At 47.6% G+C, this 13,061-nt stretch carries 12 protein-coding genes and 1 pseudogene; 4 read left to right on the top strand and 9 right to left on the bottom strand.

What is annotated here, in order from left to right; translation table 11 throughout:
• Positions 1-69: 69 nt before the first annotated feature.
• Positions 70-948, bottom strand: coding sequence for a LysR family transcriptional regulator (locus GOM71_RS19640; RefSeq protein ID WP_156284137.1), 879 nt, complete (start codon positions 946-948; stop codon positions 70-72).
• Positions 949-1,060: 112 nt separating this feature from the next.
• Between GOM71_RS19640 and GOM71_RS19645 the strand changes: the two genes are divergently transcribed.
• Positions 1,061-2,446, top strand: a complete 1,386-nt coding sequence (locus GOM71_RS19645; RefSeq protein ID WP_156284139.1) for an MFS transporter — start codon at positions 1,061-1,063, stop codon at positions 2,444-2,446.
• A gap of 12 nt (positions 2,447-2,458) precedes the next feature.
• Here the strand turns inward: GOM71_RS19645 and GOM71_RS19650 are convergent, their stop codons facing one another.
• The 4 genes and pseudogenes from GOM71_RS19650 to GOM71_RS19665 all read right to left on the bottom strand — a co-directional run bounded on the left by GOM71_RS19650 (position 2,459) and on the right by GOM71_RS19665 (position 5,967).
• A complete protein-coding gene (locus GOM71_RS19650; protein WP_253944937.1) occupies positions 2,459-2,707 on the bottom strand; it encodes a glutaredoxin family protein in 249 nt (82 codons plus the stop codon).
• A gap of 149 nt (positions 2,708-2,856) precedes the next feature.
• Positions 2,857-3,884: pseudogene (locus GOM71_RS25190) on the bottom strand (transposase); the annotation flags it as partial.
• 447 nt (positions 3,885-4,331) lie between these two features.
• On the bottom strand, positions 4,332-4,568 hold the full coding sequence (locus tag GOM71_RS19660; RefSeq protein ID WP_156284141.1) for a ferredoxin: 237 nt from the start codon (positions 4,566-4,568) through the stop codon (positions 4,332-4,334).
• A 127-nt stretch (positions 4,569-4,695) separates the two neighbouring features.
• On the bottom strand, positions 4,696-5,967 hold the full coding sequence (locus GOM71_RS19665) for a DNA polymerase IV (protein ID WP_483311057.1): 1,272 nt from the start codon (positions 5,965-5,967) through the stop codon (positions 4,696-4,698).
• A gap of 197 nt (positions 5,968-6,164) precedes the next feature.
• Here GOM71_RS19665 and cimA point away from each other — a divergent pair, with 197 nt between their 5' ends.
• The gene (gene cimA / locus GOM71_RS19670) at positions 6,165-7,781 is read left to right on the top strand and encodes a citramalate synthase (RefSeq protein ID WP_156284143.1); all 1,617 of its coding nucleotides are present in this window, start codon (positions 6,165-6,167) and stop codon (positions 7,779-7,781) included.
• A 46-nt stretch (positions 7,782-7,827) separates the two neighbouring features.
• On the opposite strand, the gene GOM71_RS19675 is transcribed toward cimA, so the two are convergent.
• Positions 7,828-8,358, bottom strand: coding sequence for a TlpA family protein disulfide reductase (locus GOM71_RS19675; RefSeq protein WP_156284145.1), 531 nt, complete (start codon positions 8,356-8,358; stop codon positions 7,828-7,830).
• A gap of 118 nt (positions 8,359-8,476) precedes the next feature.
• Here GOM71_RS19675 and GOM71_RS19680 point away from each other — a divergent pair, with 118 nt between their 5' ends.
• Entirely contained in the window at positions 8,477-8,932 is a 456-nt protein-coding gene (locus GOM71_RS19680) for a M67 family metallopeptidase (RefSeq protein ID WP_173275840.1), read from the top strand.
• On the opposite strand, the gene GOM71_RS19685 is transcribed toward GOM71_RS19680, so the two are convergent.
• The 3 genes from GOM71_RS19685 to GOM71_RS19695 are packed head-to-tail and all read right to left on the bottom strand — an operon-like array spanning position 8,918 to position 12,144.
• Positions 8,918-9,652 (bottom strand): 3'-5' exonuclease, encoded by a 735-nt coding sequence (locus GOM71_RS19685; protein ID WP_156284149.1) that lies wholly within the window; start codon positions 9,650-9,652, stop codon positions 8,918-8,920. The genes GOM71_RS19680 and GOM71_RS19685 overlap by 15 nt on opposite strands.
• A 17-nt stretch (positions 9,653-9,669) precedes the next feature.
• On the bottom strand, positions 9,670-10,737 hold the full coding sequence (locus GOM71_RS19690) for a DUF294 nucleotidyltransferase-like domain-containing protein (protein WP_156284150.1): 1,068 nt from the start codon (positions 10,735-10,737) through the stop codon (positions 9,670-9,672).
• Positions 10,738-10,785: 48 nt separating this feature from the next.
• Positions 10,786-12,144 carry an ammonium transporter gene (locus GOM71_RS19695; protein WP_367649713.1) on the bottom strand — a complete coding sequence of 453 codons (1,359 nt, stop codon included), beginning with the start codon at positions 12,142-12,144 and terminating at the stop codon, positions 10,786-10,788.
• 428 nt (positions 12,145-12,572) lie between these two features.
• Here GOM71_RS19695 and GOM71_RS19700 point away from each other — a divergent pair, with 428 nt between their 5' ends.
• Positions 12,573-13,004 carry a MerR family transcriptional regulator gene (locus tag GOM71_RS19700; RefSeq protein WP_156284151.1) on the top strand — a complete coding sequence of 144 codons (432 nt, stop codon included), beginning with the start codon at positions 12,573-12,575 and terminating at the stop codon, positions 13,002-13,004.
• The last annotated feature ends 57 nt before the right edge of the window (positions 13,005-13,061 follow it).

The raw sequence follows: 13,061 nt of genomic DNA on the forward strand, positions 1-13,061 counted from the left end.
ATGCTGCATAATAGAAATCATCAATATAAACATTCAATATTTGTATATGCAAAACTGAATCGAATAGCATTAAACCGGATACGATTCGAAATAGTCGATAACAACATTTCTGAAATGATGCGCCGCCTGCGATAAGTACCGGCTTTTATTCCACAACAACGCGATCTCCCTCTCCAGCTTGCAATCCTCCACTTGGATATAATGAATACGGTCACGCGAGTTTCGCGCCGTGCTTGGTATAAATGCGATACCAATGCCAGCTTCCGCCAGCGCGCTAAGCCTTGCAGGCTCGTCGCCCTCATATACATACTGAGGTTCGAAGCCGGCGGATTGACACAAAAAATCGATTAAATCGCGAGTGCCGTAGCCCTTCTTTACGCCAACAAACAATTCATCTTTCAGCTCGATCAAGGTTACTTTCTTTCGCTTTGCCAGTCGATGATTTGCTGATACTGCGACCAGGATAGGATCGGTATAGACGATTTGACATTCAATATCTTCTCCTTGAAGCGGAGGAGATGATAAACAGAAATCGACCTCTCCTCTTTGCAAAAGCGACTTCATTTCTATAGTCGTCAGCATTTGGACGTGATATTGGACATTCGGCATTGCTTGCTGAAACGCTCTAAGAATACCCGGCAACGTACTTGCGGTCGTCACTGCCAATTCAAGAGTGCGATTCTCCATGCTGGCTAGATCCTTTATTTCCTGCTTTCCTTGCTCCAATTCAAACAAAGCCTTCTCCGCACGGCGAAGAAACCGGCTTCCAAACCCGTTAAGCCGAAGATTCCTTCCCGACCGATCGAATAAAGGGGCTCCCAGATCCTCTTCCAGACGCTGAATCGTTTTGCTCAGCGACGATTGCGTAACGTGGAGGCTACGTGCAGCCTCGGTCACATGCTCCAATCTCGCTACCTCTATAAAATATCGCAATTGAAGAAGCTCCATTTACACACCTCATTCATTCCTTTAAATCTATGAAATCATAACATAAAATGCGTTGGAATACATATTGAATTTCGATTACGCTTTGATTAAATCAAATTAGGGGGACTCGAAAATGAATGCGCGTAATTGGCGGCTGTTAATATCGGTAGGTCTTGGGATCCTTTTAAACCCGCTGAATTCATCCATGGTTTCTGTTGCGCTTCCAAGTCTGCAGCAAGTGTTTCAGATCGACTTTACTGTCGTATCATGGATTATTTTTTCCTTCTACATAGCTAGCGCTGTTGCCCAGCCCGTAATGGGCAAAGCCAGCGACTTATTCGGGCGCAAGAAAATATTTGTCACCGGGCTGCTTGTCGCCTTTGCCGCTTCACTGTTAGCTCCACTATCGCCTAACTTTGGATGGCTGATCGTCTTTCGGATTGTTCAATCAATCGGAACGAGCATGATGGTTGCAGTCGGAATGGCTATTGTGCGCATTCATATTACGGAAAAGCAAGGAGCTGCGCTGTCTATTTTGTCGATTTTTCTATCAGGCGCAGCGGCGATCGGTCCATTCATAGGCGGGATTTTAATACATTGGCTGGATTGGCAAGCGATCTTTCTCGTCAATATTCCATTTGCGGCGGCTGGATTTCTGTTAGCTTGGAAGATGATTCCGAAGGACGAACCGCAACGATCCAAAGCAAGTGCGATGTCCTTCCGAAAAGGGGTAAGCCGGATCGATGCGGCGGGCATCCTGCTGTTTACATCAGGTTTGGTCCTTCTGCTTGTCGGTTTATTGTCTGCCAAATCATCCGGTCAGATCACCCTCTTCAATGCAGGGATCGAATTGACGGGATTGCTGCTGCTTTCGGCTTTCATACGGCATGAATTAAAAGCCGAGTCGCCATTTATACCGTTGCATACATTCGCCCGCTATCCAGTATTGATAAAAGTCAATGTAGAATTCATGCTCGTTAATCTGGTTTTTTACTCTATCTTTTTTGGATTGCCTTCCTATCTGCAGCTGGTGCGTCATTATAGTGAATATCATACCGGCATTCTCATGTTGAGCTTAGGTTTAAGCTCACTCGTTGTTTCACCGGTTGCGGGACGATGGATAGATAAATCGGGCCCTCGGCCGGCATTGCTGGCATCCGCTATTATAATGCTCGCAGGCTCAATCGGAATTGCCGCTATGAATCAAACATCTCCGGTCAGTAGCGTAAGTTTCGCCTTAGCTGCTTTCGGAATAAGCAATGGATTGAACAATGTCGGTATGCAGGCCGCCCTGTTCCAGCATTCGCCGAAAGAAATGATCGGCGTATCATCCGGGTTATTTAGCACCTCAAGATATATAGGGACCATTCTCTCTTCCTTGCTGATTGCCATTGTCATGGGAGACAATTTCAGCTTCGGCGGATTCCGAATGTTGGCAATCATTCTCGCGATAATCGCTTTGTCTCTCGTGATCATAAACCGGCGTCGCGTGAAGCCGGGGCAAATGCAAGCATCTTAAAGACCGAAGCCATTACTGCTTATTCAGCAGCTCGCTTATTTCACTTACGTTTTCCGCGAATCCAACAAATACCTGATCGTTTATTACAATCGTCGGCACGATTTGCTTTCCCGTTAATCGATAAACTTCTTTTGGATACTCCGCATTTTCTTCACAGTTCAAATCCGTATAAGGAACGTCGTGTTCTTTAAAATATCGTTTGGCAAAATTGCAGTCGCTGCACGTCGGGATCGTATAAATTTTGACCGGTTCATTCATCATTGCACAGAATTCCTCCATTTTTTCCGATATGTAAATCGTATCCATCTAAAACTATCATACTATTAAGCAGATATGAAGTCCTGCTCCCGTACATTAGTTTCAGGCTGTAATTTCGGCAGCTTCGACGAAAAGGGGCCGTCTCAAAAGAGGTGCATGCGTCGAACCGATAATGCATATCCATCCTCGCTCTTTAATTGCTCCCTCGCTTGTCGTTTGAGGCGAAGATATTCCATGCTAACCTTTATTTCACGCTCGCCTTGTGCCTTCGTACATCGTTCCTTCAGCGGGCAGCCTTCACAGGAAAGGCTGCGATAATGGCGAGTGGTAATTTCATAACCACTTTCCGTGGTACTTCTGCTTTCATAACGGAATAGAAGTTTCTGTCCTGCTGCGCATGTCCTCGTGTCTTCTTTCTCGTCATACAACCAATGCTCGAATTTGCTAATGTCTTGCTTCCACGCTTTGGTATTTTCTTTGTGATAGGTATTGTATTTAACAAGTGCCCGTTGTTCCTCAGACTCCAGGTAAGCATAGTTTTCTTCACTTCCATAACCTGCGTCTGCAATGATGGTTCCCGGCAATTGACCAAGCGATGCTTTCACTTTGTCCAGGTGTGTCCATTTCGCATGTGATCTTCCTTCATGCGCATAAACGTGGCATCGGTGTCGGTTTTGCTAAAGCTGTTGCGGCTTCCGAGCGTTTCTTGCTGATCTTCATATTTCTGCAGACGTGGGAGGAGGTCTTTACGCACTAAGCGAATGGCTTTCTTTAGTGGCTTGTCCTTTGGCTTTTCTTGAAGCTTGTTTTCCAGCTGCTGAACAGCCTGCTCCAGCTTTTCACTTGTAATGGTCGATGCTTCTCCAAGTTCAGGGAGATCTACGTCGTTCATAGCTTGCTCTTCTTGTCTTTCTGCCTGTACAATGGCAGCCAGCCACATGAACATGATGTTTTCGCGTACTGCTTTCGCGATTTGGCGAGAAGAGTAAATGCGCTGCGTGTAAGCGTAGATGATGACCTTCATGAGCATTCTGGGGTGGTAGCTGTCCCGGCCACCTCCGGGATAAGCTTTGGTGAAGAGATTGATATCTAAACGATTGACCGCATCGTTGATGACGCGAACGAGATGGTTTTCGGGGATATCTTCTTGCAAGTCCATTGGCAAGGACAGCTGATCCATGGTCTATTCTTTGTACATAAAGAGGCCTCTCTTTCTAGAATGGTTGGTGGTACTCCTATTCTAACAAGGAGATGGCTTCTTTTTGTTTGTATTTCAAGCAATTAATTGACAGGTTAATGGCAAACGGAACATTTAAATGACTCTGGAGAAGCGTCAGCGTTCGTTTTTGTGAAGGGATTCCCACTTTACCTCGTTGATTCAAAGGAATCCCTGAGCAATGGCGATCGGAAGAACATTTAAATGTGCAGTTTGCTGTTTTACCCAAATAAAACAGGGGGGGATCCCATCGTCATTTTAATGACTTATGGGACACCCCCCCCTGGTGTCCGTTAGAGAAACTGGCCCAAAAAATTCGGCGCTGCACAAAAGTCGATGCTTATCGAAATAAAAAAACATCCCGCTTCCGGAGAAGCGGGATGTTTTTTCGTTCGTATGAACGAAATGCCATTACATATTAAACGGTTCGTCCGCGATTTTAATCGAATCCGTCGGGCAGCCGTCGCACGCGTCTTGCAGATCGTCAAACAGATCCTCAGGAATTTCTTTCGTGCCGGTATTACCGTCGTTGTTATAGATGACTTCCGCAATTCCTTCGTCATCGTAGTCATAAATATCAGGCGCTGTTGCGCCGCATGCGCCGCAAGCTATGCAGGTGTCTTTCTCTACCCATGTAAACTTTGCCATCGATTTCCCTCCCACGGAATGTTCATAATTTAACTTATGCTTGTCTTCCGCTTACTTATGAATAGTTTAAACCTTCACTCATCAATATATAACAAACAAGCGCGATTTGGCAATAACGTCCGCCTATTTACGGCTCTAATTCGTCCCGTTGCAATGAGGTTCCGCGGATTTTTTTGTTACGGATCAGCGTCGACGGATCATCGCCGAGCATCCCTGCTGTCAGTACAGCATCCTCGCCGAATTTATCGCGCAGCATATCCATCGCTTTCGTTAACGCTTCTTTGCGCGGCTGCTGCTCATAGTCGAATAAATCGAGCTGAACGGCCGTCTCCGACTGCGGCGTAAGGTTCTGCAGCGTCACGCCAAGAAGCCTGACGGGATCATTACTGGGCCAATGTTCATCAAACAGCCGGCAAGCCTCACGGTAAAAATCATCGCTCGAATTTGAAGGCGAACGCAGCGTACATGATCGGGTAATAGTTGTCATATCCGGCCGGCGAATCGTAATCTGCACGGTGCTCGCCATGAGGTGCTGCCTGCGGAGACGACGGCCTGTCTGGTCCGCCAAATTCAGCATGATGCGGTGCGCATCCGCTTTCTCTGTCACATCTTGAGGCAGCGTCGTCGTATGCCCGATCGATTTGTTGCTGCCGCGCTCCGGCACCACTTCGGAATGATCGATGCCATGTGCCGCCGCTTTCATCCATGATCCCATCACGCCGAATTGTTTCGTCAAAAACAGTTCATCCGCAGCCGCTAATTGCCCAATCGTATGAATATGAAGCCTGCCCAGCTTTTCTGCGGTTTTTCGCCCGATGCCAAATAACACTTCGCACGGCTTCTCCCATAGTATGCCCGGAACATCACGAAGCCGCAAAACGGTCATGCCGTTCGGTTTTTTCATATCGGAGGCCATCTTTGCCAGCAGTTTATTGGGCGCAATCCCTATTGAACATGGAATCCGCCATTCTTTGCGAATGCGTTCCTGTATGGCCCCAGCAATTTCTAGCGGACTGCCGAACAGCTTAGAGCCTGTAATATCCAAGTAACACTCATCGATCGACACCGCTTCAACCAATGGCGTATAGGACCGCGCAATCGCCATAAAGCCTCGAGAATATTTGCGATAAAGATGGAAGTCGGGCTGAATGAGCATGAGATCCGGACAAAGCCTGGTCGCCTGCTTGACCGTCATTCCCGTTTTTACTCCCTTAGCCCGGGCCGTGTAAGAACAAGTAACGACGATGCCTTTTCGAAGCTCAACGCTCCCCGCTACAGCCGTCGACTTTCCTTTATATAGCTCGGGACTTTCCGCCTCATGCACGGAACAATAAAAAGCGTTCATATCTATATGAAGGATGACTCGTCCTTTGGCTGGATAATTACGCCGGGCATCCAAAGCGAATCGCACCCCCTTTACCGATCATTTGTTCCCTTCTCTGAGCATACAATTTAAGAATAGAGCGAGTCAACTAAGCTTATTCCGTTCTTCGGCGTTAAATTTATTGCCAAGAACTCTCTACATTCGTTTGAACAAGTGATATAATAATACATTATGACTTGAAAAGGCTATCAGTAAAGGAGGCGTCCCAAACAATGACCACATCTATATCGATCTTTGATACGACGCTGCGTGACGGTACACAAGGCGAAGGGATCAGCCTGTCAGCGGATGATAAATTAAAAATTGCGAAGAAACTCGACGCATTGGGCGTTCATTATATTGAAGGCGGCAATCCTGGCAGCAACAGTAAAGATATCGAGTTTTTCCAACGTGTAAAAAGCTTAAATCTGCAAGCAAAGCTGACCGCTTTCGGCAGCACTCGCCGTAAGTTCAGCATAGCGGAGCAAGATGCAAGCCTCGTTCGCATTGTCGAGTCCGGCGTTCCGGCAGCGACACTTGTAGGCAAATCATGGGATTTCCACGTACACACTGCCCTGCAAACGACGCTTGAAGAAAACTTAGCGATGATCTATGATTCCTTCGCTTTTCTAAAGCAAAAAGGGCTCGAAGCAATGTACGATGCCGAGCATTTTTTCGACGGCTACAAAAACAATCCGGAATATGCGCTTGCAGCACTTCGCAAGGCGCAAGACGCCGGCGCTGACTGGCTCGTTCTTTGCGACACGAACGGCGGTACGCTGCCGGGCGAAATTTATGAGATCGTCTCTCGCGTCCGCCAAGAGCTAAGCGCTCCAATCGGCATTCATACGCATAACGACTGCGAGCTGGCCGTCGCCAATACGCTTTCCGCGGTTCAAGCCGGGGCGCGTCAGGTGCAGGGTACGATTAACGGTTATGGCGAGCGCTGCGGCAACGCAAACCTTTGCTCGATCATCCCCAATCTGCAGTTGAAAATGAACTATTCCTGCCTTCCGGACGAGAAGCTTCGTACATTGACGGGAACGGCAAGATATATTAGCGAAATCGCCAATGTCAGCATGCCAGTCGGACAGGCGTATGTTGGCAACGCAGCATTCGCTCATAAAGGCGGCATTCACGTATCCGCTATTATGAAGGATTCCAAAACTTACGAGCATATCGCGCCTGAGCTTGTCGGCAACAAACAGCGGATTCTCGTTTCCGAGCTTGCCGGCCAAAGCAACATCATCTCCAAAGCGCAGGAGCTTGGTCTTGATGTGAATGCCAACAACGATAAAACGAAAGAAATTATGGACCGGATCAAAGACCTTGAGCATCAAGGCTACCAGTTCGAAGGCGCTGACGCTTCGCTTGAGCTGCTCCTCCGTGAAGCATTCGGCGAAACGAATGAAAGCATTAAAGTCGAATCGTTTAAAATGCTTATGGAGAGCTCGAAAGGAAATATGATGTCGGAGGCTATCGTGAAGCTGAGCGTTGACGGACAGCCCGTCTACACTGCAGCGGAAGGAAACGGTCCGGTCAATGCCCTCGACAACGCGCTTCGCAAAGCGCTCATTCCGTTCTATCCGAAGCTGGAGGAAATTCACCTCTCCGACTATAAAGTTCGCGTATTCGACGAGAAGGATGCTACTGCGGCTAAAGTTCGCGTATTGATTGAATCAACCAATTCAGACAATACGTGGAGCACAGTCGGCGTTTCGAGCAATGTCATCGAAGCGAGCTGGGAAGCGCTCATCGACAGCCTGCGGTACGCATTGCTCGGTATGCGGAAGTCGAACAATAATGTTCCTTCCGACAGCCTGGATCGCATCGGTTTAGTCAATCATTAAAACAAGCAAAAACGCCCGAAGAGTTTCCTGCTCTTCGGGCGTTCCTTTATTTATATTTCTCGATTAGTCGTTCCCATTCATCAATCGTAATGACGCCGTTGATCCTCTCTCGGATCACGCCGTCAGAATCGATTAGAAAGCTTGTCGGAAAGGTGCTGACCTTGTATTGCTTCGTCACATCGCCAGAGCGGTCCATCAAAATCGGGAATGTAAACTCATGCTCATTTACAAATTCGCGAGCCGCCCGTTCTTTATCAAAAGTAGTCGAGTTTACGCCGTATAAATTAATCTCTTTGCCGTATTTCTCTTGCAACGTCTGCAAATCCGGAGCTTCAAGCTCGCACGGCCCGCACCAGGACGCCCAGAAGTTTACGAACGTCAGCTTGTCTTGCTTGCCCCCAACCTTATACGACTGCTCATCAAGACCAGGCAATTCAAACGATGCTGCAACTGAGCCTGCCTTTGGCTTGAAATCTGCTGCCGCTGCAGTAGTTTCTGTGTCTTTCGACACATATTGGTAGATGGCCAAGCCTGCCAATACAAATGCTACAATAAATAACGCTGAAGCGCGCTTCATCTCGTCCCTTCTTTCCGTAAACGAACTGCAATCATGTTAACACTTCATTAAGTGTAACTCAAGTTTCGGTTAAAATGTCCGCTGTCATTCAAAATTCACATTTGCCATGAGGTGCCGTATGGATCGGATTTCGCAACGCAGCATTTATATTACGCAAGAAGCCCGCAACAGACTTATCGGCGTCTGCAAAGAAGCGTTGCCGGCCGAGGCATGCGGCATACTTACATGCAACTTAGCAAAACACATAAACAGCGCAAATAAACCGGTCGTAGACGGCATCCGGGCAATTGTGAATAATCATCCCAATGCTCGAAGGTCGTTTTCCTTCGATCCGGCAGATTGGACAGCTGCATTTTTTGAAGCGCAAAAAAACCGACAGCAGATTGTCGGTTTCTTCCACTCCCATCCTTCCGCGAATGCCGCTCCTTCTCTCCAAGATGAGCTGGGCTTCGTGTCCGGCGATGAGACATTCTCTTATTGGATTGTGTCGTTCGAAAAAGGAAACTCTCCCTCTATCCAGCCCTACGTTCGCGTGCGGGATTCTTTTTATCCGCTATCGCTAGTGCTTGCTTAAATACGCATATAAATCGCCCAGCGTATTAATATTGCGTTCTAAAATACGAGATAAATAAGATTGCCACAACTTCGCTGTCATGATCGAATCCTGCAGCGCATGATGCCGCTCCGTTATCGGGATGTTGGCATCCTCAAGCAGATCATCAAGCGCGTAGGATGGCTGCTTCGGATCAAGCCATTTAGCGACGAGCATCGTGTCAAGCACGCGATGATTCAAATTGATTTTCGAAGTGCGCCACAGCGCTGCATTCAAAAACTGCTTGTCGTGTCCGGAAGCATGCGCAATCAGCAGCCGCTTGCCAATAAATTCCATAAAATCATGGAGCACCTGCATCAAATCCGGCGCATCCTGTACCATTTCATTCGTGATGCCTGTCAGTTCAACTATGGATGCAGGAATTCGCCTTTTCGGATTGACGAGACTGTAGAACGATTCCGTCTCATACAACTCAGCTCCGCGCATGAGCACTGCGCCAAAGGAAATAATTTCATCGCCGTTTGTCGGATAAAAGCCCGTTGTCTCCAGATCGAAGACGACGACTTCAAGCTCTCTTAGCGGCATATCCAGCATCGACTGTTTGCGCTGCTCTTTGTTGACGGAACGAATAAACGCCATCTGCTGCGCATTTTGCGACCCAAGCATTGAGGCGATTGCAGGCGTAAACCCGCCCATTTTATATAGGTTCCACATCCGGCCGACGCCTTTAGGTTCCTTCATAATCCATTACCACCGCCTTACGTGAGCCTTCCCATGGTTTGCTTATAAACCTTCCGTTGAAGCTTTTTCCCGATGCGGAGTGCATGCTTCAGCTCCTCCGTCATTTCCTTCGTCAGCTTCTTGCTCGGAAGCTTGCCATTGTTCGCAAACAGACCACCCTCATACTTCTCGGTTGTCATCAGCCTAAGCTTAAGAAACAATCGAAACGCGTGCTCATATGCCGCCGCTTCCTTCGAAACAAGCTGATCTGCTTCAACCAGTCTTCGAATGCGTTTAATCGTCGATGTGTCGCGAATTCCGGCTTGAACAGCTAGAAGGCGGATCGCATTGACCATCGGAATATAAGCTCCGTATTTAATATCGAGACTGCCTGAGTCTTCGCCATACCGTTCCTTAAGCAAGTGGCCGAAAAATCCGAGAAGCACCTTATGACGCATCGTATTGTCCAGCATTCGCTTGACAATAATCGGATGATCGAGCATGTCGCTGAAGAAGTGATCCTTTAACGCTCCGATCAACGAATTGTCGCCATAGACAGCCCTGCCATCCGCCATAATAAGCAAATAGCGGACCGCTTCCCAAGCCGGCTCTTGAAACCAGTTGTTCAATACGGCCTTCCATTCCGTTAACGACTTGCACCATTCCGGATTTTCGCTTAATACGTTCCCTTCGCAACGGGGGTAGCCGTTAAGTTCCAGCAATTTTACGATAATCGAAGATAATTGCTTAAAATATTGCTGAGTTGCTGCCGGATCTGTCACTGGATCCTGATAGACAATTCCGCTGTCCTGATCGCTGGACAACGTCTGCTCTTCCCGCCCTCCGCTGCCGAACAATAAATATGCGTAAGGCACGGGGGGAGAACCCATCCCCAACCGTGCCATTTCCGCTTCGGCAAGAACGATTGCGCGACGAATAATCGCATCGTGCATCTCGTTCAGTTGCCCATTAAATTGTTCGACTGGACTCGCCCAGAGAAGAGCTTCCATCTGCTCGTGCACTTGATCCCGCAGCCCGCGCAGCGTATCCGCATTATCGGCGCTGCCGATTTGCTTCAAAAGCTGCGTTCGGACCGGATCGGCCATCTTTGTCCTCTCCCCTCGGTCAGTCCATTCGCTTATTGATAAGATTGATTAACCTTGAATATTTTGTTGGCCAGCTTTTTTCAGTTGCTCAGGATAACCATAAGCGCCATGCTCGCTCAGGTCAAGACCGATAATTTCTTGCTCTTCCGTAACGCGGAAGCCGATGATCAATTTCATTACGCCAAGCACAAGGAACGATACGGCAAGAACGAATGCGCCAACAACAGCAACGGATTCCAATTGTACGAGGAATTGGTGCCAGCTGCCTGTATCGATAATGCCGCCTTGACCAACGTTAACTTTTTCAGCCAACTCTTGCGTTGCGAAGATACCGTTCGCAAGCGTACCCCAGATACCAGCAACACCGTGTACAGACAATGCGAAGATCGGATCGTCAACTTTAATTTTCTCGAAGAACTTCGCGCTGAAGAATACGAGCACGCCTGCTACCAGACCGATAACAACTGCAGCCCAAGGCTCAACGAATGCACAAGATGCAGTAATCGCTACGAGACCTGCAAGCGTACCGTTTAACGTTGTTGTAATGTCTGCTTTGCCAAGAATCGCCCACGAAATAAGAAGCGCTGCGAATGCGCCGGCGCCAGCGCCGAGCATCGTTGTGAATGCGACATAACCGAAGAAACCGTCGCCGATTGCAAGCGTGCTGCCTGCGTTGAAACCGAACCAGCCAACCCAAAGGAGCAATACGGACAATGCAGTAAATACTTGGTTGTGGCCCGAAATTTCATTAGCGGAACCGTCTTTGTTGAATTTGCCGATACGCGGTTTCAGCAATACCGTAGCTGCAAAAGCCGCAAGTGCGCCGGACAAGTGAACGACTGTGGAGCCTGCAAAGTCTTGCGCGCCATCTTCAGCGAGCCAGCCGCCGCCCCAGATCCAGTGAGCAACTACAGGATAGATGAATGCTGTAAATACGATTGTGAAGATCAAGTACGAGGACAATTTAGCGCGTTCTGCGAATCCGCCCCATGCGATCGACAGCGATACGGCTGCGAATGCAAGCTGGAACAGGAAGAAGACCGATTTCGGAATGCCTTCGCCATCGCCGGCATAACCAGGATTAAAGAAGAAATCGCCCCAGCCGAGAAAACCGTTGCCCTCGCCGCCAAAAGAGATGCCATATCCGAATGCCCAATAAATGATTGCTGCAAGACCTACTGTAAAAATAGTTTTGCCTGCTACGTGCCCGGCGTTTTTCATCCGAGTGGAACCTGTTTCGAGCAGGATGAAACCGCCTTGCATGAGAAGCACGAGCACAAAAGCTACGATTACCCAAAGCGAGTTGATTCCGATATCCAACGTCTTGCCCGATGGATCATCGGCAAATGCCATTGCCGGGAATACCAAACTGAGTGCACCTAATGTTACCAATAATTTCTTGACCACGACGACCACTCCCTCAGCGTTATGTTTCCTTACATGATAGGAAAGACTTAATGCCATTATAGTCAGAAGTACTCAGTTTGACAATACTATTTATTTCGTTTTTCAAAAAAAATCTAACGTTCGGGTCTCGAAACAAATCAAATGTTAAGTTTTTTCACAAAACGAGCGGAGTATTGCTCCTCACCCGTTTAAATTCTTCGCGTTTTATACTTTTATATAGTTCATTTGTGACTCTATAACTCTTCTCCAAACCATATAACCAACCATTTACATCGTCATGTAATACGTTTGACTGTATGGTTCATTTCCGATTATCATATTCATATAAGAAGAACGCCTATCGCATTGCATAGAAATGACGAACAAAGTTAAACGGCAGTTTTTCATAACGAACGAGGAAAGCAGGTGAATGCATTGGGGATATGAATATGAAGAGATATCGAATCGGCGAATTGGCAAAGCTAGCAAATATCAGTCCTCGAACGATTGACTTTTACACCTCCATGGGACTCATCGAACCGACGGAACGTTCCGCCAAAAATTATCGCTTATATAATGACGAAACATTGCAGCGTTTAGAACGTATAGAGCAATTGAAAAAGGAAAAATATACGCTTGATGAAATAAAGAATGCTCTGGCCGCTTGGGAGAAGGTAACGAACGAGGAACAAGTATCTCAGAAGCTGATGAACTTGCAGCAGCATTTGAGCCAGTTGGAGCGCGATGTCAAAGAACTCGAGCCGGTTCTAAAGCAATTGAAGCCTCGCCAGGCAAACAAGCTGTACACTCGTTTAATGCCGCAAACGGCAGCATGTATTGAAGCCTTAATGCTGCTGATCAATAAGGGGAACTTTATGTAAGACGCATACCGGCAAGCAGAGAAACATACATCATGAAACGGAGAGTGATCGTTCACC

The organism is Paenibacillus sp. NEAU-GSW1 (assembly GCF_009737085.1).
Taxonomy (GTDB): Bacteria; Bacillota; Bacilli; order Paenibacillales; family Paenibacillaceae; genus Pristimantibacillus.